Source organism: Mycobacterium sp. 48b (assembly GCF_048282725.1).
GTDB lineage: Bacteria > Actinomycetota > Actinomycetes > Mycobacteriales > Mycobacteriaceae > Mycobacterium.
The window spans coordinates 5,630,637-5,652,326 of the sequence record NZ_JBLVUL010000001.1 but is presented as its reverse complement, the minus strand read 5'-3'; the positions used below and the strand labels follow the sequence as shown (position 1 = coordinate 5,652,326).

Sequence of the window (21,690 nt, the reverse complement as noted above, 5' to 3'; positions counted from 1 at the left end):
ACCAAAGGAGGTTCGCGATGGACGGTGCTCGTCGCGCTGCGGATCCGGACTACTCGGACGTGCTCATCATCGGGGCGGGGATCTCCGGATTGGGCGCGGCCTACCGGGTCCATGAGAAGAGCCCGGGGCTGACCTACACCGTGCTGGAACGCCGGGAGCGGATCGGTGGTACCTGGGACCTGTTCCGCTACCCGGGCATCCGCTCGGACAGTGACATCTTCACGCTGAGCTTCCCGTACCAGCCCTGGACCAAGCCCGAGAACGTGGCCGACGGCGACGACATCCGCGACTATCTCACCGAGACCGCCCGGCAGCACGGCATCGATCGCCACATCCGGTTCAACACCCATGTGTTGTCGGCGGATTGGGATTCGGACACCGACACGTGGACCGTGCAGGCCGAAACCGACGGCCAGGCCAGGACGTTCCGGTGCCGGTACGTGTTCTGCGGCACCGGTTACTACAACTACGACGAGCCCTACACCCCGGAATTCCCGGGTATCGACAGCTTCGGCGGCGAGGTCGTGCACCCGCAGTTCTGGCCCGAGTCGCTGGACTACTCGGGCAAGCGGGTGGTGGTGATCGGCAGCGGGGCCACCGCGGTCAGTTTGGTGCCCGCATTGGCGCGGCAAGCCGGCCACGTGACGATGCTGCAACGCTCACCGACCTACATGGTGGCGGCGGACCGCGTGGTTCCGTCGGTGCAGACCATCCGTAAAATTCTGCCGCGCAAGCTGTCTCATCAAGTTGTGCGGTTCCGCAACGCGATGATCCACGTGCTGAGCTATTACTTCTTCCGCAAGGCTCCCGGTCTCGGCCGCAGTTACCTGCGCAAGCGGGTCGTGGCGGCGTTGCCCGAGGGCTATCCCGTCGACGTGCATTTCAAGCCGCGCTACAACCCGTGGGATCAGCGGTTGTGCCTGGTGCTCGACGGTGATCTGTTCGGGCACATCAGTGACGGCCGGGTCGACGTCGTCACCGACCACATCGACCACATCGATGCCACCGGTGTCGTGCTGAAATCCGGTGCGCGGGTGGACGCCGACGTGATCGTCACCGCGACCGGTCTGCAACTGCAGGCGCTCGGCGGGATCAGGCTGGCGGTCGACGGGCATGAGGTCAAGCCGACCGAGCGGTTCGTCTACAAGGAATTCCTGCTGGAGGACGTGCCCAACCTGGCCTGGTGCATCGGCTACACCAATGCGTCGTGGACGCTGCGGGCCGACATGACCGCGCGGGCATTCGCAAATCTGCTGGCGTACATGGGTGCTCACGGCTACACGCATGCCTATCCGCACAAGGGCGCGGCACCGATGCCCGAGAAGCGGACGTGGGACCTGGAGGCCGGCTACATCCAGCGCTCCGAGCACGCGCTGCCGCGGTCGGGGACCAGGCGGCCGTGGCACGTGCGGCACAACTACGTGCTGGACGCCATCGACCACCGCTTCGACCGCATCGAGGAGTCGATGGTCTTCGGCCGCGCCCCTGCCGTCCCCGTCACGTCCGAGGCCGCTTCCTAAGCACCGCGAGCGTGCGTGTCTGCTGCCCGGCACGCCGCATTTCGTCAGCAGTTTGCGCACGCTCGACACGGGGTGCGGATGCGTAGTCCCGTCGTCAGCAGTTGCGTCGCGGACAGCCCGAACGTGGTCTTGAAGGTGTCGGCCAGGTGCGACGGGCTGGCGAATCCGGAATCGGCCGCCGCCGTCGTCAGGTTCTGTCCGGCCGCCACGGCGGTACCCGCCGACACCAGCCTGCTCCACATCCGGTAGCGGCGGAAACTGGTGCCGGCCTCCCGGCGGAACAGATGCAGGAACCGCGATTCCGACAACCCGGCGGCCGCCGCGAACTCCCGCGCCGACACCGCTGCCGCCGGATCCTCGCGAATCTGCTTGGCCACCACCTCGATCCGGGGATCGATCCGATGAGGTGTGTCCGGGGCGGCCAGGTCCAACCAGCGTCGGGCGGCCTCGTCGTCGACGGGCCTCGCCGTCAGTACGGGCTCGGCGGCGTGACCGATGCCGATGCTGTCCTGGAACTCGGAGAACTGCTGACGGCACGACGTGCTGCGCTGAGAACTGGGATCGAGGTAGCACGACACCAACCCGCCCTGCATCGACAGATGATGGACGAGTCGCGGTGGAATCAACACGCTGCCCGCGGTGATCGCGTTGCCCTGCACCGTCACCGTCAGCGGGCCGTCGACCCCGACTGCCAGGCACCACACCGATCCGGAGTGCGGCTGCAGACCCAGACCAGGCCCGGAGTAGAGAGCCTGCCCCGGCCACAGCCACACCGTCGGGTAGCAGGTTTGTGGAAGCGCCGGCACCGGTTCAAGCTGCATGCTGGCCTCCTCGTCAACTGATCAGGAGGCTACCGTGGTCATCGCAGTGATCGTCGTGGTCGGGGTGTTCTTCCTCGGCATGGGTGTCTACGCACTGGCAGCGCCACAGGCGATTCTGCGTCCGTTCGACTACGACCTCAGAACGGCCGCCGCCCGCGCGGAAGTCCGTGGCGTGTACGGCGGTTTCGGTATCGCCATGGCCGCGGTGCTGGCCTACGCGGCCGTGGCACCAGCGGAGGTGCGCACCGGAATCCTGATCACCGTCGGCGCCGCGCTGGGCGGGATGGCTGTCGGCCGCGCCGTCTCGGCGGTGTTCGATGAACGGACGGCCTTCTACCCCAACTGGTTCTACTGCCTGGTCGAGGCGATCGGCGCGGGCGCGCTGTTCTGGGCGGCCTGAATTCGGTCACCCAATCCTGCGCCCAGTGTCACGCCAGAGTGGCTGTCGCCATTGACAGCCACTCCAGCGTGACATTGACGGGGCAGGCTGAGGAACTTCCGCGCTTCCGAGCTGGAGACCTACGGGGCGACGGTGAGCCAGTCGGCGAACCCGGACGGGTCGTGCCGGCCCAGTGCGCCATGCTCGAACAGGCCCCAGCCTTCGACCGGCGCACCGTTGCCCTCGGTGCACAAGGCCCGGCCGACATGGTCGATCACGCCGAACGCGGTCCGCCCGACGACCGCAGGGTCGTTCATGTCGTAGGTGCGACGCTCGGTGAACTTCTCGCCCTTCCACACGCCGTGGATCCAGTCGGCGTCGCCGCCGTAACCGCCGCCGACGTGAATCGGCACGGGCAGTTTGGATTCCACGTCGAACCGCACCGGGGTGCCGTCGAGCGCGGTGGCCTCGATGGTGGCGCCGGTCGGGATGCGGGTGCCCGACCGGTAGTGGATCTTGATCCGAGGCCAGCCGAGCTGCTCGACGCGGCCGTCTTTCCAGACCCGTGTGCAGTCGTTGAGCGACCGGAACCCGTTGGGCTCCTCCTGGATGATGAGGACGAGCGCGAAGTCGTCGAAGGCCATCGGGACGTACAGCCACCACATGCCTTCGAACGGCGGGTCGGCCGGACGCCCGGCGGGTTCGGCCTCACCGATCGGCCGGATGCCCCAGGACCGGTCGCGCGAGCCGATCCAGGTGTCGGGGTCGACGTCGATGCGCTGACCGTCGATCTCCAGGTAGCCACTCCAGGAACCCAATTGGGCGAAGCGCTGGGCGTCGAGGGTGACCCGGTTGCCCTGGCGCATCAGGTGCGGCTGTTCCTGTACGACGTCGAACAGCCCGTTCCAGGTGAGATCCGCGGCGATGCCCTCGGTTTCCTCGAGGACGATGCGCACCTTCTTGAGCGGCTCGGGGACCTCGACCCGGTAGGCGCCGACGTGCTGGTTGAGCCGGTCCTGGTCGATCGCGTCGGACAGATGCACGGCCGTCTGCTCGTCGCCGCGGCGAACCAGAAAGTACGCGTCCTTCACCCCGAGGTTGGGGTAGTAGCCGAGACCGGTGATGACGAAGATGTCTCCGGTGCGGTCATGGGCGTTGAAATACGAACGGTCGTAGAAGTTCCGGTCAGAAGATCCGGGCCAGGCGATCGGCTGGGGGACTTGGTGGACCGGGAATTCGTCCATCGGGCCGAGCATTTAAGACTCCTCGATCAGTCGCCGGAGCAACGGCGCGTGGTAGAACATCGTTTCGACATCGTCGGGCTTCTCGGTCTCGCCGAAGTGCACCCGCCGGGCGCCGGTGCGCATGAACACGCAACACCAGATGACGCCCGAGTAGATGTAGAACCAGCGCAGGTCGCCGAGTTCTGCTCCGGTCAACTCGCGGTACGTGGTGCGGACATCCTCCTCGCGCATCACATCGGGCAGACCGGGCAGCCCGGCCATACCCGACAGCTCCTGAAACACCATGTGCGCAAAGATGATCCACGAAACATCGAGCTCGCGGGGGCCGATGGTGGCCATCTCCCAGTCGAGTACGGCAGCCGGCCGGAAGTCGTCGTAGAGCACGTTGCCGATGCGCGAGTCGCCCCAGATCAGAACGGACTCCGACGCCGCCACGTCCTCGGGGAAGTTGTCTTCGAGCCAGGCAAGTGCCCGCTCGACCAGTGGGGAGCGGCCGATATCCGGCACCGCGTACTCGTACCAGTCCTTGAGCCAGCCGAAGTGCCTGCGCAGCGGGGTGTCGCCGGGAGGATCGATCTCGGACAGAAACCCGAACCGCTCTGCGGCGTCGGGGATCGCGTGCAGTTTCGCGAGCACCTCGACGGTGCTGTCCTGCAGTTCGCGCTGGCGTTCGAGGGGCGCATCGGCGAACCAGTTGTCGCCGAAGGTGTAGGGCATGACATCCGGTGGCACCTGGCCCTCGACCCGGTCCATCAGGAAGAACGGAGTGCCCAGCACCTCGCCGGTGGTATCCATCCAGCGCACGTTGGGGACCGGCACATCGGTCAGTTCGCCGACCTGGCGCATCACCTCGAACTGGTGGTCCAGCCGGTAGGACGAGAACACCGGCACGTCGTCATCGGTAGGGGCGACGCGGGCCACCCACTTCTGCTCCTTCGGCTCGCCGTTCTCTTCCCAGCGCCCGGTCAGCATGATCGTCTCCGAGGACATGCCGTTGGAGTCGACTCCGCTTTCCACGGTGATCTCGGGGGCGACACCGCCCGGCATCACGGTGGACAGCCATTTCGACAGCACCGTTGGCAGGGTGGTGACGTCACGGCTGGAGCGTTGCAGGTGGTCGACGTTCTCCACAGGAGCGTCCACGGCCTCGTTTGCCATTCAACTGTTCCTTACGGCCACAATTACGATACTGTTAGTAGCGTTATGAAAGCAGAGCCATCCACAGTTGGCAAGAGTGCCGGCGCGGGACGCCCCCGTGACCCGCGCATTGACGCTGCCATATTGCAGGCGACCGCGGACCTGCTTGTCGAAATCGGTTACGCGAACCTGACCATGGCCGCGGTCGCCGAGCGGGCGCAAACCACGAAAACCGCCTTGTACCGCCGCTGGTCGAGCAAAGCGGAGTTGGTGCACGAGGCGGTGTTCCCTGCTGCCGCGACCGCGTTGACGGCGCCGGCCGGTGACATCGCCGCAGACATCCGGGCGATGATCGGTGCCGCCCGCGATGTGTTCACCAGTCCGGTGATGCGCGCGGCGCTGCCCGGACTGGTCGCCGACGTCGTCGCCGACACCGATCTGAACGCAAGAGTGATGCAGCGGTTCGCCGGGACCTTCGTCACCGTGCGCGCCCGGATCGTCGACGGCATCGTGCGCGGTGAGGTCCAACCTGATGTCGACCCGGACCGCCTGGTGGAGCTCATCGGCGGGTCGACCATGCTGCGGATGCTGTTGTGGCCCGACCGCGCTCTGGACGACGAGTGGGTGGCGCAGACGGCGGCGATCCTGGTGCACGGGGCCACTGTCGGCAAGTGACCTCTGACGCCTTTGCGTCAGGGTGAGGACAAAGCTTCCGAGCCGTTCCGGTCCCGCATAACCTGCGGCCACGTGACTATTACCGACCCACGTTCAGTGGCCACTGCCAAGCCGAGCGCGCGCACCGTCGCGTTGGGCAGTGCGGTCGGCACCACGATCGAGTGGTACGACTTCTACCTGTATGCCACGGCCGCGGCCCTGGTCTTCAAACCGTTGTTCTTCCCGAACATCTCGTCGACGGCCGGCACGCTGGCCTCGTTCGCGACCTATGCCGCGGGGTTCGGGGCCCGGCCCTTGGGTGCCCTGATATCGGGTCACTACGGAGACCGGCTGGGGCGCAAGGCTGTTCTGGTCGCCGCGCTGGTGGGGATGGGGCTGAGCACCTTCGCGATCGGGCTGCTGCCGACCTATGCCCAGATCGGTTTGCTGGCGCCCGCGCTGCTGGTGGGCCTGCGATTGCTTCAAGGCCTGGCGGTGGGCGCCGAATGGGGCGGCGCGGCATTGCTTTCGGTCGAACACGCACCGGACGGCCGCCGGGGCCTGTTCGGAAGTTTCACCCAGTTGGGTTCCCCGGCCGGCATGTTGCTCTCGACGGCGATCTTCTACGTGACGAGGACAGTCACCGGTCCCGATGCCTTCCTCGCCTACGGGTGGCGAATCCCCTTCCTGCTCAGTGCCGTTCTCGTGGTGGTGGGTCTGGTGATCCGGCTGAAGCTCGATGACGCCGAGGTGTTCACCAGGTTGCGCGACCGCGATGAGGTGGCGCGGTTGCCGGTGCTGGAGGTGCTGCGCACCCAACCCCGCAATGTGTTGATCACCACCGGATTGCGGTTCTCGCAGATCGCCTTGTTCGTCCTGCTGACCACGTATTCGCTGACCTACCTGCAGGATTCGTCGTCGGCGGGTAGCCAGGTCGGCTTGACGGCGGTGCTGATCGCGTCGGCTGTCGGACTGATCAGCACCCCGGCGTGGGCCATGCTGTCCGACCGGATCGGTCGGCGTCCCCCGTATCTGTTCGGTGCGGTGGCAGGTGTGATTGCCCTCGTCCTGTTCTTCGTCGCGGCGGGCACCGGGTCCCACGTCGCGATCGTGCTGTCGATCGTGTTCGGGGTCAACATCGCTCACGACGCCATGTATGGGCCACAGGCAGCGTGGTTCGGGGAACTGTTCGATACCCGGGTGCGCTACAGCGGTGCTTCGTTGGGGTATCAGATCGGTGCGGTGCTCTCGGGCGGATTCGCACCGTTGATCGCGGCGGCGCTGCTGGTGGCAGGCGGGGGCAGCCCCTGGCTGATCGTCGGATACTTCGCAGTGCTGACGGCGATCACCTTCGCGGCAGCCTATTTTGCGCGGGAAACCCATCGCGATGACATCGGGGACGCACGATGAGCCGGATCTATCTCAATGCCTTCGACATGGCTTGCGTCGGACATCAGTCCGCGGGTCTGTGGCGCCACCCCGAGGATCAGGGCTACCGGTACCGCGAACTCACATATTGGACGGAACTGGCCCGCACCCTGGAGGCGGGTGGCTTCGATGCGTTGTTCCTCGCCGACGTGCTCGGCGTGTACGACGTGTACGGCGGTTCCCGGGATGCCGCTGTGGCCGATGCCGCGCAGGTGCCGGTCAACGACCCGACACTGGCCGTGTCGGCCATGGCGGCGGTCACCGAGACCCTGGGATTCGGTGTCACCGTGTCGTTGACGTACGAGCAGCCGTATGCGCTGGCACGGCGGTTCGCAACACTGGATCATCTGACCGACGGCCGGGTGGCCTGGAACATCGTCACCTCTTATCTCGACAGCGCCGCAAGGAATCTCGGGTTGGATGCCCAGATCCCGCACGACGAGCGGTACGAGATCGCCGAGGAGTACCTCGAGGTCTGCTACAAGCTGTGGGAGGCATCGTGGGAACCGGGCGCCGTGATCCGCGACCGGGAGCGAGGCGTGTTCACCGATCCGGCAAAAGTCCATGACATCGAACACAAGGGCCGCTACTTCACCGTACCCGGGCCGTTCCTGTGTGAACCGTCTCCGCAGCGCACCCCGGTGCTGTTTCAGGCAGGTGCATCGCCACGGGGAGTCCGCTTTGCCGCGGCTCACGCAGAGGCGGTGTTCGTGTCGGGTCCGACCCCCGAAATCGTCGCCAAACCGGTCGCATCGCTGCGCGCCGCCGCCGCTGAACTCGGACGAGATCCTGGGGCCATCAAGGTGTTCACGATGCTGACGCCGATCGTCGCCGAAACCCGCGAACTGGCCGTCGCCAAGCTGCACGAGTACCGGCAGTACGTGAGCGCCGACGGCGCTCTGGCACTGTTCGGTGGTTGGACCGGTGTCGACCTGGCCGAGCTCGGGCCCGACGAATCCCTCAAGTACGTCCAGACCGAGGCCAATCGTTCTGCGCTGGCATCGTTCACCACGTCGGACCGGAACTGGACGGCGGGCGAGCTGGCCGACGAGGTCGGTCTGGGCGGGCGCGGTCCGGTGGTGGTGGGTTCGCCCACCGAGGTGGCCGACGAACTCGAACGCTGGGTCGAGGAGGCGGGTGTCGACGGGTTCAATCTGGCCTACGTCACGACACCGGGCACCTTCGTCGACTTCGCCCGCCATGTCGTGCCGGAGTTGCGACGTCGCGGCCGGGTTCCCGACCGAGGCGAGCGGGCCACCCTGCGGGAGCGGCTCGGCGGGGCCGGACCGCTGCTCGCTGCCGAGCATCCGGGCGCAGCTTATCGACCGCAGGACTGGGGTTGACATGAACCAATGTTGAGGTCCGACACTGGTCTGGTGAACGCGAAGGATCAACGGGACATCAGGGCCGTCATGGACGCCGCGACCGACCTTTGGGTAGCGCACGACATGGAGGGCTGGGGGCGGTATTTCACCGAGGACGCTGACTTCGTCGCGCACAGTGGCCTGTGGTGGACCTCCCGCGCCGACAATGTCGAGGGGCACCGGGATGTGCCGGAATCCGTTGTGCAGCAGAAGCGCAACTACACCCAGCGGGTCGAGGCCATCGCCGAGATCGCGCCCGGCGTGGCGCTCGTGCACACGCGCTGGGACTGGCCCGACCATGCACAGCCGGGAGCGAGCCCGGAGAACCGCAGCGGAATCATCAGCTACGTCGTCGTGCAAGGCGACGGACGCTGGTTGATTCGCTCCGCCCACAACACTCGGGTGAGCTAGCCATGGCGGTACAACCGTTCCCCACGGACTGGATGACCGCGCTGGTGCTGGTGCCACATCCCGACGACCCCGAGTACGGGATCGGCGCGGCTGTGGCGAAGTGGACCGCTGAGGGCAAGACCGTGCACTACGCGCTGGCTTCGCGGGGCGAGGCGGGTATCGCCGGGATGGCGCCGGAGCAGGCCGGACCGTTGCGGGAAGGGGAGCAGCGCCGCTCGGCTGCCGTCGTCGGCGTTGACGACGTGGAGTTCTGGGATTTTCCGGACAGCGACATCCGCGATACCCCCGAGCTGCGCGCGAAGATCGCCGAGACCATCGGCGCGCGGCGTCCGGACGTCGTGGTCACCCTCTACAGCGGGCCCAGCTGGGCGCCGGGTGCACCCAACCAGCGTGATCACATCGAGTTCGCCCATGCGGTCGCCGCCGCCTATGACAGCCTGGCCGACGCTCCCACCTGGCTATTCGAGAACGGGCCGGGACCGACGCATTGTGAGGTGGTCGACGGCTACACCGAGCTGGCCGTGGATTCTCTTGCTGCCCATGAGGTTTACCTCTCGGTGCTCGACCCGGAGACGCCGGTCGTCGAACAGGCGCGCCGTCAGGTGGAGATGTCGACGCCTGAACTCCCCGGGTTCGGCGGGCGAACCGTCGGCTTCATCTTGAAACGGCATCGCTGAGGATCGGCCTACGATCGCAGCTGTGCGTGCTGTGATGTATTCCCGGGTCGGCGAGCTGCCCGAGGTGGTCGAGGTGGACGACCCCGGATGTCCCGACGACGGCGTGGTCGTCGAGGTGGCGGCCACCGGTGTGTGCCGGTCCGACTGGCATGCCTGGCGGGGGCACGATCCGGTCACCTTGCCGATCATCCCCGGGCATGAATTCGCGGGAACCATCGTGACTGTCGGTGCCGGGGTATTCGGCTGGCAGGCGGGCGACCGGGTGACCGCACCGTTCGTCCTGGGCTGTGGGCACTGCGAATTCTGCGTGGCCGGTGACGCCCAGGTCTGTCCGGATCAGCTGCAGCCGGGGTTCACGCTGCCGGGCTCGTTCGCCCAACGGGTCGCGGTGCCACGGGCCCAGGCCAACCTCGTGCGGCTGCCCGACAGCGTCTCGTTCGTCGCGGCGGCGTCGCTCGGGTGCCGTTTCGCGACGTCGTTCCGGGCTGTGGTCGCCCACGGCGGGGTGGAGCCGGGCCAGTGGGTGGCCGTTCACGGGTGCGGAGGGGTGGGCCTGTCGGCAGTGATGATCGCGAAAGCGTTCGGCGCCAAGGTCGTTGCCGTCGACCGCGACGCCCAGGCGCTCGCCACCGCCGGTCGCCTCGGGGCCGACGAGCTGATCGACGGCAGCGAGATCTCCGATATCGCAACCGAAGTCGTGCACCGGACCGGCGGCGGCGTGCACATCGGGATCGACGCCATCGGCCATCCCGCCGTCGCGGCGGCCTCGGTCTCCTCGTTGCGGCGCCGGGGCAGACATATCCAGGTCGGGCTGCTGCTGGGTGATGCGGCGCGGACCGCCTTCCCGATGGACCGGGTGATCGCCCAGGAACTCTCGATCCTCGGGTCGCACGGCATGCCCGCCGTCGACTATCCGGCGATGCTCGAGCTTCTGGCATCCGGCGCGCTGGAGCCGGAGCTGTTGGTCACCCGGCGGGTGGGTCTGGACGATGCGGGCGCGGCGATGGCCGCCATGGATGCACCCACGGGGCCGGGAATGACGATCATCGAACCCACCCGGGCCGGCTAACCGTCGATCTGGCCTCGATTACGTTGGGCCACAGCGCGGTAACGGTCACCGAGGCCGTCGAAGTCGCGGGTCTGCGCGCCGGCGATCGCCTGCTCGGCGGCGAGTGCCGGACCGATGAGGGGATCGGTGCCTCTGGTGTAGATCTCCTTGAGCCCGGCCATGATCGGGCCAGGAACCTCGGCGACCTGACCGGCCAGCTCCAGGGCCCGGTCCAGCAACCGCTCGTGTGGGACCACCTCAGTGACCAGCCCCAGTCGTTCGGCACGGGCGGCGTCGAGGATTTCTCCGGTCATGGACAGCCGGCGGGCCATTGCCGCGCCGACAACGTGGGGAAGCCGCGCCGTCATCCCGCCGCCGGGCAGGATGCCGACCCGGGCGTGGGTGTCGGCGAACACCGCGCGTTCCGACGCGATCAGGAAGTCACAACCCAGCGCCATCTCCAGGCCGCCCGTGAACGTGGCTCCGTTGATGGCTCCGATGATCGGGGTGCGCAGCTCGCCGGTCTTGGTGATGCAGTTGTGCGACCGGAACTCCGCGAAATACTCCATGCCGAGTGTTTGCGCCTCTTTGAGGTCGACACCGGCACAGAACGCGGGGTCGGTCCCGGTGAGCACGATGGCGCGCACCGCCTCGTCTGAATCGGCGTGATCCAGGGAGCTGTACAGCTCCTCGATCAGCTCGCGCCCTAGGGCGTTCCGGGCCTGCGGGCGATGGAGGGTCAGGACCCGGACGGCGCCGTGGTCGGCGGTGAGGACGGTCGTCATCGTTCGAATCTAACGGAGCTCACCGCAGGAAGGTCTCGGCGTTGTTCGCCAGATCGAGCAGCGGCTGGGGCAGGGCGCCGAGCGCGAAAGTGATGGCCGCGGTGACGGTGATGACGGCGGTGGTGAGGCCGCTGGGGACGACCACCTCGGGTGCGTCCTCGGGTGGATCGGTGAAGAACATCAGCACGATCACCCGCACATAGAAGTAGGCCGCGACGGCACTGGCGATGACGCCGACGATGACCAGCGGGATCGCGCCGCCCTCACCAGCGGCCTTGAACACCGCGAACTTGCTGACGAATCCGCTGGTCAGCGGAATGCCGGCGAACGCCAGGAGGAACAGTGAGAACACCACGCCGACAATCGGATAGCGTCGCCCCAGACCGGCCCATTGGGTCATCCCGGTGGCTTCCTCGCCTGCGGCGTTGCGGACCAGACCGACGACCGCGAACGCGCCGAGCGTGCTGAATCCGTACGCGAATAGATAGAACAGGGTCGAGGACACCCCGGCGGGATTGGCCGCGATCACACCGGTGAGGATGAACCCCGAGTGCGCCACCGCGGAGTAGGCCAGCATGCGTTTGACGTCGGTCTGGGTCACGGCGGTGATGGTGCCGACCACCATGGTCAGGATCGCGATCGCCCACAGGACGGGCCGCCAGTCATCGCGCAACTGCGGCAGGGCAACGTAGAAGATCCGCAGCATGGCGCCGAACGCGGCGATCTTGGTGGCCGCGGCCATGAACGCGGTGATCGCGGTGGGGGCACCCTGGTACACGTCGGGAATCCATGAATGGAACGGAACAGCACCGACTTTGAACAACACCCCGACGAGCAGCAGGGCGACGCCGATCAATGCCAGTGGAGTGTTGGGTTCCCTGGTGACCACGGCGTTGGCGATGCCGTTGAGGTCCAGCGTCCCGGCATAGCCGTACAGCATGGCCGCCCCGTACAGGAAGAACGCTGACGAGAAGGCGCCCAGCAGAAAGTATTTCAATGATGCTTCCTGCGACAGCAGTCGCCGGCGACGGGCCAGCCCGCACAGCAGATACAGCGGCAGCGACAACACTTCCAGTGCGATGAACATGGTCAGCAGATCGTCGGCGGCCGGGAACAGCAGCATGCCGCCGATGGCGAACATGGTCAGCGGAAACACCTCGGTCTGCATCACCCCGGTCTTCGTGGCCAGTTGCTCGGCCACACTTCCCGGTACCGCCGAGGCCTGCGGTGTGAAGCCGTCCAGGCCGCGGGCATCACCGGAAGTCTCTGAGGCGGGCTGTCGTTCGGCGATGAGCAGGATGCCCAGGATGCCGACCAGGGCGATGGTGCCCTGCAGGAACAACGCCGGAGCATCGAGCACCACCGAGCCCAGCACCGCGGGCTTGCCGGGGGTGCCGTGCAGTTCCCGGGCCAGCAGCACGACTGCCACCACGGCGGCCGCCAACCCACCCAGCGCGAGGGCGACCTGCACCCGATACCGGGCGCCGCGGGGAAGGAAGGCCTCGACCAACACTCCGGCCACCCCGACCCCGAACACGATCAGCATGGGGGAGAGCAGACCGTATTCGATGCTCGGCGTCACCATGATCAGCGTCCCCCCTCGGCGATGGTCGGTGGCGTGCTCGGCACCGGATCGGTCTGTCCGATGGTCGTCAAGGTGTGCTGCACGGCCGGATCGATGACGTCCAGCGCCGGTTTGGGGTAGATGCCCAACACCAGCAGCAGTGCGATCAACGGCGCGACCACAACCAGCTCGCGTGGCACCAGATCCCGTACCTTGTTCTCACCGTCGAGCATCTCGTCGCGGACCGGACCCGTCATCATCCGTTGGTACATCCACAGGATGTACACCGCCGACAACACCAGCGCGGTGGCGGCGAACACCGCGACCACCGGATAGCGCGTGAATGTGCCGATGAGAACCAGGAATTCACTGATGAAGGGCGCCAGACCCGGCAGCGACAACGTCGCCAGGCCCGCCACCAGGAACGTTCCGGCGAGCACCGGGGCCACCTTCTGCACACCGCCGTAGGCGTCGATCAACCGGGAACCGCGCCGCGACACCAGGAACCCGGCGATCAGGAACAGTGCGGCCGTCGAGATCCCGTGATTGATCATGTAGAGCGTCGAACCGGCCTGGCCCTGACTGGTCATCACGAAGATGCCGAGAATGATGAAACCGAAGTGCGAAATCGAGGTGTAAGCGATCAGGCGCATCACATCGGTCTGACCGATCGCCAAAACCGCGCCGTAGATGATGCCGATCACCGCGAGCGTGATGACTAGTGGGCGGAAATACGTTGAGGCGTCAGGAAACAGGGGCAGGCAGTAACGCAGCATGCCGAATGTGCCGACCTTGTCCATGATCGCCATCATCAGCACCGCGCTGGCCGGGGTGGCCTGAACCGCCGCATCAGGAAGCCAGCGGTGGAACGGCCACAGCGGGGCCTTGACCGCGAACGCGAACATGAAACCCAGGAACAGCAGGTTGGCCACCGCGGGGTTGATCACGAACTCACCCGACGAGACCGCGGCGACGATCGCCCGGAAATCAAAGGTGCCCGAATCGAATGCGTCGCTGCCCGCCGTGACCACGTACAGCCCGATCACCGCGGCCAGCATCACCAGACCGCCGAACAGGTTGTACAGCAGGAACTTCACCGCGGCTCTGGATCGATGTTCCCCGCCGAACCCGCCGATCAGGAAATACATCGGGATCAGCATGGCCTCGAAGAACACGTAGAACAGCAGGATGTCCAGAGCCACCAGGGACATGAACACCATGCCCTCGACGGCCAGGGTCAACGCCAGGTACGCCTGCACGCCCCGGCCGCCGAGCCCGGTCTGATGGGTGGCGTCGTTCCAACCCGCGACGATCAGCAGCGGCAGCAGCACGGCGGTGAGAACAACCAGGGCCAGGGCGATTCCGTCGACCCCGAGGATGTAACCGGTACCGAAAGACGGGATCCAGCGGTGTGATTCGACGAACTGATACTGGTCGCCGGCCGGATCGAAGCCGACGGCGATGACGCCGGCAACGCCCAGGGCCGCGAGCGAGATCACCAGGGCCAGCCATTGCGCCAGTGTCCGTTGCGCGGCCGGGAGCAGCATCACCACGGCGGCCCCCACCGTCGGCAGCGCCCACAGCGCCGTCAGCCACGGAAATGTGCTCACCACAGTTGCACCGCCAGAATCGTCGCCACCACCAGAGCCGCCCCGCCGAGCATGGAGAGCGCATACGACCGGGCAAAGCCGGTCTGCAACTGGCGCAACCTATCCGAGGTGCGGCTCACCAACGCTGCCAGCCCGCCTGCGGTGCCGTCGACCACCTTGTCGTCGACGGCGGCCAGGGCCGCGGTCAGGGTCTGGCCGCCTCGCATGAACACCGCCTCGTTGAATGCGTCGCCGTACAGATCGCGCCGTGCGGCCACCGTCAATGCCGACCCGTCGGGTACCTCGGCCGGGACCGGCCGCTGCGCGTACATCCGGTAGGCCACCACGATGCCGACCGCGACGACCGCGAGCACCACCACCGTGACCACCCACGCGGGGATGGCGTGGTGCGCCTCGTGAGCGCCGACCACCGGCTCGAGCCAGTGCGACAGCGTGCCGCCGATCGCCAGCGCACCGCCGGAGACCACCGAGCCGACCGCGAGCAGGATCATCGGCCAGGTCATCACGGCCGGGGCCTCGTGCGGATGTGCCTTGTCCTCCCAGCGCGGCTCGCCGAAGAAGGTCATCAGCATCACCCGGGTCATGTAGAACGCGGTGATCCCGGCGCCGAGAATCGCTGCCCCGCCAAGGATCAGGCCCCGGACGCCTCCGGCGCCGAGCGCCGCCTCGATGATGCTGTCCTTCGAGAAGAAGCCGGCCAGCGGCGGTACCCCGATGATGGCCAGGTAGCCGAGCCCGAAGGTGGCGAACGTGATGGGCAGGACCTTGCGCAGCCCGCCGTAGCGGCGCATGTTCACCTCGTCGTCCATGGCGTGCATCACCGACCCGGCACCGAGGAACAAGCCGGCCTTGAAGAAGCCGTGGGTGAGCAGGTGCATGATCGCGAACGCGTAACCGGCGGGCCCGAGCCCGGCTGCGAGCACCATGTAGCCGATCTGGCTCATCGTGGATGCGGCAAGGGCCTTCTTGATGTCGTCCTTGGCGCAGCCGATGATCGCACCGAACAGCAACGTGACGGCGCCGACGATGACCACACCGGTCTGGGCGCCCGGTGCCAGATCGAAGATCGGGCCGGACCGAACGATCAGGTAGACGCCGGCAGTGACCATGGTGGCGGCGTGGATCAGCGCCGACACCGGGGTAGGGCCCTCCATCGCGTCACCGAGCCAGGACTGCAGCGGCACCTGGGCCGATTTGCCGCACGCGCCCAGCAACAGCAGCAGCCCCATCGCGGTGAGCGTGGACTCGCTCAACGACGGTGCGGCGCTGAAGACTCCGGCGAACGAGATCGACCCGATGGTGGCGAACATGATCATCAGCGCGATGGCCAGGCCCATGTCGCCGACCCGGTTGACGACGAATGCCTTCTTGGCCGCGGCGGCGGCCGACGGTTTGTGCGCCCAGAATCCGATCAGCAGATACGAGGCCAGGCCCACGCCTTCCCACCCGGCGTACAGGCCGAGGTAGTTGTCGGCGAGCACGAGCAGCAGCATGGCCGCCAGAAACAGATTCAGATACGCGAAAAACCTTCGCCGGTCGGGGTCGTCGGCCATGTACCCGATCGAGTAGATGTGGATCAGCGAGCCCACACCGGTGATCAGCAGCACGAAACACACCGACAGCTGATCGAGCTGCAATCCGAAATCGACCTGCAGGCCGGCCACCGGCACCCACGAGAACAGGGTTTCCTGGATCGTGCGATGCTCGGCCGGACGGCTGAGCATCTGGGCGAACAGGACCGCAGCGATTGCGAACGACGCGAGCGCCGCCGCGCAACCCAGCAGGTGTCCCCACCGGTTAGCCCGCCGGCCGGCCAATAGCAGGATCGCCGCACCAGAGGCCGGCAGGTCGATGAGCAACCACACTGGAAGTGACATCGCGCCCTTAATGTTTCAGCAGGCTGGCGTCGTCGACCGAGGCCGAACGGCGGGTGCGGAAGATGGTCATGATGATCGCCAGGCCCACCACCACCTCGCAGGCGGCGACCACCATGGTGAAGAAGGCCACGACCTGGCCGTCGAGATGGCCGTGCATCCGGGAGAACGCCACGAACGCCAGATTGGCGGCGTTGAGCATGAGCTCGACGCACATGAACATCACGATGGCGTTGCGTCGCAACAACACTCCCGATGCGCCGATGGTGAACAACAGTGCCGACAGATAGAGATAGTTGTCGGGATTCACGGCATCACCCCTCCCCGTTCGCCGAGTTGCTGATCGTGCGCTGCGGCAGAATGGCGCTGACCGACAACGCCGCGTCGGAGCCGTCGGGCAGCCGGGCCGGGACATCGACGGCGTTGTGACGGGCATAGACACCGGGGTTGGGGAGCGGAGTCGGATGCCCTCCGGCCTGGAACCGCTCGACGGCCAGTTCGCGCTGGGTCTTGCGGCGCTCGAAGCGTTCCCGGTGCGCGAGCACCATCGCGCCCAGTGCCGCGGTGATCAGCAGGGTGCTGGTCAATTCGAACGCCCACAGGTAGCGGGTGAAGATCAGTGCTGCCAGCCCCTCCACGTTGCCGCCGCTGTTGGCCTGCGCCAGCCCGGTGAAGCCGGCCACCGAAACGTTGCCCATCCCCGCGATCAGCAGAATGCCGAATCCGGTGCCGGCGGCGAGCGCCGCAAGGCGTTGTCCACGTAGCGTTTCGGCGAACGATTCGGACAGGTCGACACCGATGAGCATCAGGACGAACAGGAACAGCATCATCACCGCGCCTGTGTAGACCACCACCTGCACCACTCCGAGGAACAGGGCGTCCTGGGCGATGTAGAGCACTGCCAGCGAGATCATGGTGCAGGCCAGGAAGACCGCCGAGTACACCGCTTTCGGTGCGGCGACCACTCCGATGGCGCCGAGCACCGCGACCGTCCCGAGGATCCAGAACAGAACCGCCTCGGGGCTCACTGGGCGTCCTCGGTCAGGGGGTTGATCCGGCCGAGGTAGTAGTCGTCGTCGGTGCTCCCTGGCGCCATGTCATGCGGGGGCGCCTGCATGCCGGGTTCCAGCGGCGCCAGCAGCTTGTCCTTGCCCCAGATCAGGTCCGCCCGGTTGTCGTCGGCCATCTCGTACTGGTTGGTCATCGTCAGGGCGCGGGTCGGACAGGCCTCGATGCACAATCCGCACCCGATGCAGCGCAGGTAGTTGATCTGGTAGACCCGGCCGTAGCGCTCACCGGGTGAGAACCGTTCTGCGTCGGTGTTGTCGGCGCCTTCGACGAAGATGGCGTCGGCCGGGCAGGCCCAGGCGCACAACTCGCAGCCGATGCACTTCTCCAGGCCGTCGGGGTAGCGGTTGAGCTGATGGCGGCCGTGATAGCGCGGCGCGACCGGCCCGGGTTTCTCCGGATACTGCTCGGTGAGTGGCTTTTTGAACATCGAGCCGAAGGTGACCGCGAATCCGGCCAGGGCATCGAGGAACTTAGGCATCGATGGCCTCCTTTCCAGCATTCGGCAGCGGCGGCACCGGATAGGCGCCGGCGCTCTGCTGCGGTGTTGGCTGAACGGTCCTGCCCCGCAGTGCCTTCCACAGCGCGACGGCAAGCACTGCGACGACCACGACTGCGGTGGTCACCAGGCCGGTGGCCCAGTTGTGGTAACCGTGCTCGCGCAGGCTGTGGGTGACCGCGACGACCATGATCCAGACCAGCGACACCGGGATGAGCACCTTCCAGCCCAATGCCATGAACTGGTCGTAGCGCAACCGGGGCAGGGTGGCCCGGAGCCAGAAGTACAGGAACATGAACGTCCACACCTTGGCGGTGAACCACAGCAGCGGCCACCAGCCGCTGTTGGCGCCGTCGATCAGGTTGAACGGGAACGGTGCATGCCAGCCGCCGAGGAACATCGTGGTGGCCAGTGCGGAGACGGTGGTCATGTTCACGTACTCGGCGAGCATGAACATGGCGAATTTCAGCGACGAGTACTCGGTGTGGAATCCGCCCACCAGTTCGCCCTCGGCCTCGGGCAGATCGAAAGGCGCCCGGTTGGTCTCGCCCACCATCGAGGTCACGTACACCACGAACGACGGCAGCAACAGGAAGACGTACCAGGTGCGGTCCTGGGCCGCCACGATGCCGGAGGTGGACATGGTGCCCGCGTAGAGGAACACCGCGGCGAACGACAAGGCCATCGCGATCTCGTAGGAGATCACTTGGGCGCTCGATCGCAGGCCGCCCAGCAGGGGATAGGTGGACCCGGATGCCCAGCCGGCCAACACAATGCCGTACACCCCGATGGAGGTGACGGCCAGGATGTAGAGGACCGCGACGGGGAGGTCGGTCAACTGCAGTGCGGTGCGGTGACCGAACACCGAGACCTCACCGCCCATCGGGATCACCGCGAACGCCATGAACGCCGGGATGACCGAGATGATCGGCGCCAGAAGGTAGATGGGCCTGTCGATGCCGGCGGGGGTGAGGCCCTCCTTGAGCGCGAGTTTCACGCCGTCGGCCAACGACTGCAGCAGGCCCCACGGGCCCACCCGATTGGGGCCCGGCCGCAGCTGCATGCGGCCCAACACCTTACGTTCGATCAGGATCGCGGAGAGCACGGTGAGGAGCAGGAAGACGAACACTCCGAGCGCCTTGGCCAGGATCAGCCACCACGGGTCGTGGCCGAACAGGGTGGGGTCGGGGTAGGTCATGAGCCGGCCCGCACGATCGACACCAGTGCCCCGGCGGTCACCCCGAGCTGGCGATGGATCGCCGACCCGGGGGAGTTGGTGGGAGCCCACACCACCCGGTCAGGCATCTCGGTGACCGCCAACGGCAGCGTGACAGAGCCGTGGTCGGTGCTCACCGTCACCGAATCTCCCGGTGCCACGCCGAGTTCGGTGGCCGTGGCCGGGGAAAGGCGCACCACGGGGCTGACCGCCGTACCCGCCAGGTAGGGCTCGCCGTCCTGCAGGCGTCCGGCGTCGAGCAGCAGGCGCCAACTGGCCAGCACGGCCTGCCCCGGGCGCGGGGCAGGTGCCGGCGCGGGCACTGCAGACGGTTCGGCGGGGCGGGGCCCGGTCCAGGCACCGAGCCGGGACAGCTCGCTGTCGGCGGCTTCGGGTCCGCCGAGGCCGAGGTCGACGCCGATCTCGTCGGCCAGGTAGTGCAGCACCCGCAGGTCGGGAATGGCGTTGGTCTGCAACGCCGGCTTGAACGGGCGGCTCCGGCCTTCCCAGTCGAGGAATGCGCCGGCCTTCTCGACCACCGGCGCGACGGGGAAGACCACGTCGGCCAGCTCGGTGACCTCGCTCTCGCGCAGTTCGAGGCTCACCACGAACGGGGTGGCGCGCAGCGCGGCCAACGCCATGGCAGGGTCGGGCAGATCGGTGACTTCGACGCCGCCGACGATGAGCGCGGAGAGCTTTCCGTCGGCGGCCGCGGCCAGGATGGCGCCGGTGTCGCGGCCCGCCGTGTCAGGCAGATCGGACGTGTTCCACACCGCGGCGGTCTGGTCCCGGGCCTCGGCGTCATCGACGGGACGCCCGCCGGGTAGCAGGTTCGGCAGGGCACCGGCCTCCAGAGCGCCACGCTCACCGGCCCGGCGTGGGATCCAGGCGATCCGGGCGCCGGTGGTCGAGGCCAGCCGCAGCGCGGCCGACAGTGCACCGGGTGAGGTGGCCAGTCGTTCACCTACCAGGATCACCGCGCCCGGGCGTCGCAGCCGCTCGTCGGTCTCCAGGACATCCAACGCGGCCGCCTCGGTCCCGGGGACCGTCGGGAGCAGCGTCCCTGCCATCTTGGTCAGCCCACGGCTCGCGAACGGTGCCACCGCCAGTACCTGCACGCCGTTCTTGCGGGCGGCCTTGCGCAGCCTCAGGAAGACGATGGGGGACTCTTCTTCGGGCTCAAGCCCGACGAGCAGCACGGTCGGCGCCTTTTCCAGTTCCGCGTAGCGCAGCGTCATGGGTTGCCCGGCGATACGTGCCGCGAGGAAATCTGCCTCCTCACCGGAGTGGGGGCGAGCACGGAAGTCGATGTCGTTGGTACCCAGCACCATTCGAGCGAATTTCGAGTACGCGTAGGCGTCCTGCACGGTGGAGCGCCCACCCACCAGCACGCCGGTGTTGGTGCCCGCGGCCAGCAGTTCCGCTCCCGCGACCGTCAGCGCCTCCGACCACGAAGCCGGCCGCAGCACGCCGTCTTCACGGATCAACGGCGTGGTGATCCGGTCACCGACCGTCGCGTAGGTGAACGCCCACCGGCCCTTGTCGCAGTTCCACTCCTCGTTGACCTCGGGGTCGTCGCCGGCCAGGCGGCGCAGCACTTTTCCGCGTCGATGGTCGGTGCGCTGGGCGCAACCCGAAGCGCAGTGCTCACAGACGCTTGGGCTGGAGACGAGGTCGAACGGCCGGGCCCGGAACCGGTAGGCCGTGCCGGTGAGGGCACCCACCGGGCAGATCTGCACAGTGTTACCGGAGAAGTACGACTGGAAAGGTTCGCCCGGAGCGATACCGACCTGTTGCAGCGCACCGCGTTCGAGCAACTCGATGAACGGGTCGCCTGCGATCTGTGCGGAGAATCGGGTGCAGCGTGCACACAGCACGCACCGTTCGCGGTCCAGTAGTACCTGCGCGGAGATGTTGATGGGCTTCGGGAAGGTCCGTTTGACATCCTCGAACCGGGTTTCCGGACGTCCGTTGGACATTGCCTGGTTCTGAAGCGGGCATTCGCCGCCCTTGTCGCAGATCGGGCAGTCCAGCGGGTGGTTGATCAGCAGCAGCTCCATCACTCCGCGTTGCGCCTTGTCGGCGGCTTCGGAGCTGTACTGGGTGTGCACCACCATGTCCGGGCTGACCGTGGTGGTACACGAGGCCATCGGTTTGCGCTGGCCCTCCACCTCGACGAGGCACTGCCGGCAGGCCCCGACCGGATCGAGCAGAGGGTGGTCGCAGAACCTGGGGATCTGGACTCCGATCAGCTCGGCGGCACGGATCACCAACGTGCCCTTGGGAACACTGACCTGTTCACCGTCGATGGTCAGCGACACCATCTCCACCGGTGGGGTGTCCTTGGTCGGCTCGGCCAGCGTCATGCACGTCCCCCTTTCCTCGCGGTGA

The 21,690-nt window shown here is 67.0% G+C and carries 20 protein-coding genes; 8 read left to right on the top strand and 12 right to left on the bottom strand.

All coding sequences use genetic code 11. The features are described from left to right. Positions 1–17 precede the first annotated feature (17 nt). On the top strand, positions 18–1,520 hold the full coding sequence (locus tag ACNQR1_RS27580; protein WP_418048786.1) for a flavin-containing monooxygenase: 1,503 nt from the start codon (positions 18–20) through the stop codon (positions 1,518–1,520). 44 nt (positions 1,521–1,564) lie between these two features. Here the strand turns inward: ACNQR1_RS27580 and ACNQR1_RS27575 are convergent, their stop codons facing one another. Continuing rightward, positions 1,565–2,341, bottom strand: a complete 777-nt coding sequence (locus tag ACNQR1_RS27575) for a helix-turn-helix domain-containing protein (protein ID WP_418048785.1) — start codon at positions 2,339–2,341, stop codon at positions 1,565–1,567. Here ACNQR1_RS27575 and ACNQR1_RS27570 point away from each other — a divergent pair. Continuing rightward, positions 2,340–2,741 carry a DUF4345 domain-containing protein gene (locus ACNQR1_RS27570; protein ID WP_418048784.1) on the top strand — a complete coding sequence of 134 codons (402 nt, stop codon included), beginning with the start codon at positions 2,340–2,342 and terminating at the stop codon, positions 2,739–2,741. The genes ACNQR1_RS27575 and ACNQR1_RS27570 overlap by 2 nt on opposite strands. Before the next feature lie 119 nt (positions 2,742–2,860). On the opposite strand, the gene ACNQR1_RS27565 is transcribed toward ACNQR1_RS27570, so the two are convergent. Then, entirely contained in the window at positions 2,861–3,976 is a 1,116-nt protein-coding gene (locus ACNQR1_RS27565) for a hypothetical protein (protein ID WP_418048783.1), read from the bottom strand. Further along, on the bottom strand, positions 3,977–5,122 hold the full coding sequence (locus ACNQR1_RS27560) for a phosphotransferase family protein (protein ID WP_418048782.1): 1,146 nt from the start codon (positions 5,120–5,122) through the stop codon (positions 3,977–3,979). It lies immediately after the preceding gene. 45 nt (positions 5,123–5,167) lie between these two features. On the opposite strand from ACNQR1_RS27560, the gene ACNQR1_RS27555 reads away from it, so the two are divergent. The 6 genes from ACNQR1_RS27555 (at position 5,168) to ACNQR1_RS27530 (ending at position 10,704) form a co-directional block, all read left to right on the top strand. After that, complete coding sequence (locus tag ACNQR1_RS27555) at positions 5,168–5,776, top strand: TetR/AcrR family transcriptional regulator (RefSeq protein WP_418048781.1); 609 nt, start codon at positions 5,168–5,170, stop codon at positions 5,774–5,776. 96 nt (positions 5,777–5,872) lie between these two features. Further along, positions 5,873–7,165 carry an MFS transporter gene (locus ACNQR1_RS27550; protein WP_418050530.1) on the top strand — a complete coding sequence of 431 codons (1,293 nt, stop codon included), beginning with the start codon at positions 5,873–5,875 and terminating at the stop codon, positions 7,163–7,165. Further along, on the top strand, positions 7,162–8,526 hold the full coding sequence (locus ACNQR1_RS27545; protein WP_418048780.1) for an LLM class flavin-dependent oxidoreductase: 1,365 nt from the start codon (positions 7,162–7,164) through the stop codon (positions 8,524–8,526). The genes ACNQR1_RS27550 and ACNQR1_RS27545 overlap by 4 nt, the downstream gene beginning before the upstream one ends. A 33-nt stretch (positions 8,527–8,559) precedes the next feature. After that, positions 8,560–8,958: an SgcJ/EcaC family oxidoreductase gene (locus tag ACNQR1_RS27540; RefSeq protein ID WP_418048779.1), complete on the top strand. Its 399-nt coding sequence runs from the start codon at positions 8,560–8,562 to the stop codon at positions 8,956–8,958. 2 nt (positions 8,959–8,960) lie between these two features. Beyond that, on the top strand, positions 8,961–9,635 hold the full coding sequence (locus ACNQR1_RS27535; RefSeq protein ID WP_418048778.1) for a PIG-L deacetylase family protein: 675 nt from the start codon (positions 8,961–8,963) through the stop codon (positions 9,633–9,635). A gap of 22 nt (positions 9,636–9,657) precedes the next feature. After that, positions 9,658–10,704, top strand: coding sequence for a zinc-dependent alcohol dehydrogenase family protein (locus ACNQR1_RS27530; RefSeq protein ID WP_418048777.1), 1,047 nt, complete (start codon positions 9,658–9,660; stop codon positions 10,702–10,704). On the opposite strand, the gene ACNQR1_RS27525 is transcribed toward ACNQR1_RS27530, so the two are convergent. Genes ACNQR1_RS27525 through ACNQR1_RS27485 form a run of 9 tightly spaced genes read right to left on the bottom strand, consistent with a single transcriptional unit; the run spans position 10,701 to position 21,665 of the window. Further along, the gene (locus ACNQR1_RS27525) at positions 10,701–11,468 is read right to left on the bottom strand and encodes an enoyl-CoA hydratase (RefSeq protein WP_418048776.1); all 768 of its coding nucleotides are present in this window, start codon (positions 11,466–11,468) and stop codon (positions 10,701–10,703) included. The two genes, ACNQR1_RS27530 and ACNQR1_RS27525, sit on opposite strands and share 4 nt — an antisense overlap. A gap of 19 nt (positions 11,469–11,487) precedes the next feature. Then, a complete protein-coding gene (nuoN, locus tag ACNQR1_RS27520) occupies positions 11,488–13,053 on the bottom strand; it encodes an NADH-quinone oxidoreductase subunit NuoN (protein WP_418048775.1) in 1,566 nt (521 codons plus the stop codon). Positions 13,054–13,055: 2 nt separating this feature from the next. Beyond that, positions 13,056–14,645: an NADH-quinone oxidoreductase subunit M gene (locus ACNQR1_RS27515; RefSeq protein ID WP_418048774.1), complete on the bottom strand. Its 1,590-nt coding sequence runs from the start codon at positions 14,643–14,645 to the stop codon at positions 13,056–13,058. Further along, a complete protein-coding gene (gene nuoL, locus ACNQR1_RS27510) occupies positions 14,639–16,519 on the bottom strand; it encodes an NADH-quinone oxidoreductase subunit L (protein ID WP_418048773.1) in 1,881 nt (626 codons plus the stop codon). The genes ACNQR1_RS27515 and nuoL overlap by 7 nt, the downstream gene beginning before the upstream one ends. A gap of 7 nt (positions 16,520–16,526) precedes the next feature. Next, the gene (gene nuoK / locus ACNQR1_RS27505) at positions 16,527–16,826 is read right to left on the bottom strand and encodes an NADH-quinone oxidoreductase subunit NuoK (protein WP_003881446.1); all 300 of its coding nucleotides are present in this window, start codon (positions 16,824–16,826) and stop codon (positions 16,527–16,529) included. A 4-nt stretch (positions 16,827–16,830) separates the two neighbouring features. After that, positions 16,831–17,544, bottom strand: a complete 714-nt coding sequence (locus tag ACNQR1_RS27500) for an NADH-quinone oxidoreductase subunit J (RefSeq protein ID WP_418048772.1) — start codon at positions 17,542–17,544, stop codon at positions 16,831–16,833. After that, complete coding sequence (nuoI, locus tag ACNQR1_RS27495; RefSeq protein WP_418048771.1) at positions 17,541–18,065, bottom strand: NADH-quinone oxidoreductase subunit NuoI; 525 nt, start codon at positions 18,063–18,065, stop codon at positions 17,541–17,543. The genes ACNQR1_RS27500 and nuoI overlap by 4 nt, the downstream gene beginning before the upstream one ends. Next, complete coding sequence (gene nuoH, locus ACNQR1_RS27490) at positions 18,058–19,281, bottom strand: NADH-quinone oxidoreductase subunit NuoH (protein WP_418048770.1); 1,224 nt, start codon at positions 19,279–19,281, stop codon at positions 18,058–18,060. Before nuoH ends, nuoI begins: the two co-directional genes overlap by 8 nt. Further along, on the bottom strand, positions 19,278–21,665 hold the full coding sequence (locus tag ACNQR1_RS27485) for an NADH-quinone oxidoreductase subunit G (protein WP_418048769.1): 2,388 nt from the start codon (positions 21,663–21,665) through the stop codon (positions 19,278–19,280). The genes nuoH and ACNQR1_RS27485 overlap by 4 nt, the downstream gene beginning before the upstream one ends. Positions 21,666–21,690 lie beyond the last annotated feature (25 nt).

Excerpts from the sequence above, each read along its gene's own strand:
- nuoH (WP_418048770.1), bottom strand. The coding sequence starts at position 19,281 with ATGACCTACCCCGACCCCACCCTGTTCGGCCACGACCCGTGGTGGCTG.
- ACNQR1_RS27485 (WP_418048769.1), bottom strand. The coding sequence starts at position 21,665 with ATGACGCTGGCCGAGCCGACCAAGGACACCCCACCGGTGGAGATGGTG.
- ACNQR1_RS27570 (WP_418048784.1), top strand. The coding sequence starts at position 2,340 with ATGCTGGCCTCCTCGTCAACTGATCAGGAGGCTACCGTGGTCATCGCA.
- ACNQR1_RS27580 (WP_418048786.1), top strand. The coding sequence starts at position 18 with ATGGACGGTGCTCGTCGCGCTGCGGATCCGGACTACTCGGACGTGCTC.
- ACNQR1_RS27545 (WP_418048780.1), top strand. The coding sequence starts at position 7,162 with ATGAGCCGGATCTATCTCAATGCCTTCGACATGGCTTGCGTCGGACAT.
- ACNQR1_RS27555 (WP_418048781.1), top strand. The coding sequence starts at position 5,168 with ATGAAAGCAGAGCCATCCACAGTTGGCAAGAGTGCCGGCGCGGGACGC.
- nuoI (WP_418048771.1), bottom strand. The coding sequence starts at position 18,065 with ATGCCTAAGTTCCTCGATGCCCTGGCCGGATTCGCGGTCACCTTCGGC.
- ACNQR1_RS27525 (WP_418048776.1), bottom strand. The coding sequence starts at position 11,468 with ATGACGACCGTCCTCACCGCCGACCACGGCGCCGTCCGGGTCCTGACC.
- ACNQR1_RS27535 (WP_418048778.1), top strand. The coding sequence starts at position 8,961 with ATGGCGGTACAACCGTTCCCCACGGACTGGATGACCGCGCTGGTGCTG.
- ACNQR1_RS27560 (WP_418048782.1), bottom strand. The coding sequence starts at position 5,122 with ATGGCAAACGAGGCCGTGGACGCTCCTGTGGAGAACGTCGACCACCTG.
- ACNQR1_RS27565 (WP_418048783.1), bottom strand. The coding sequence starts at position 3,976 with ATGCTCGGCCCGATGGACGAATTCCCGGTCCACCAAGTCCCCCAGCCG.
- nuoN (WP_418048775.1), bottom strand. The coding sequence starts at position 13,053 with ATGGTGACGCCGAGCATCGAATACGGTCTGCTCTCCCCCATGCTGATC.
- nuoL (WP_418048773.1), bottom strand. The coding sequence starts at position 16,519 with ATGTCACTTCCAGTGTGGTTGCTCATCGACCTGCCGGCCTCTGGTGCG.
- ACNQR1_RS27575 (WP_418048785.1), bottom strand. The coding sequence starts at position 2,341 with ATGCAGCTTGAACCGGTGCCGGCGCTTCCACAAACCTGCTACCCGACG.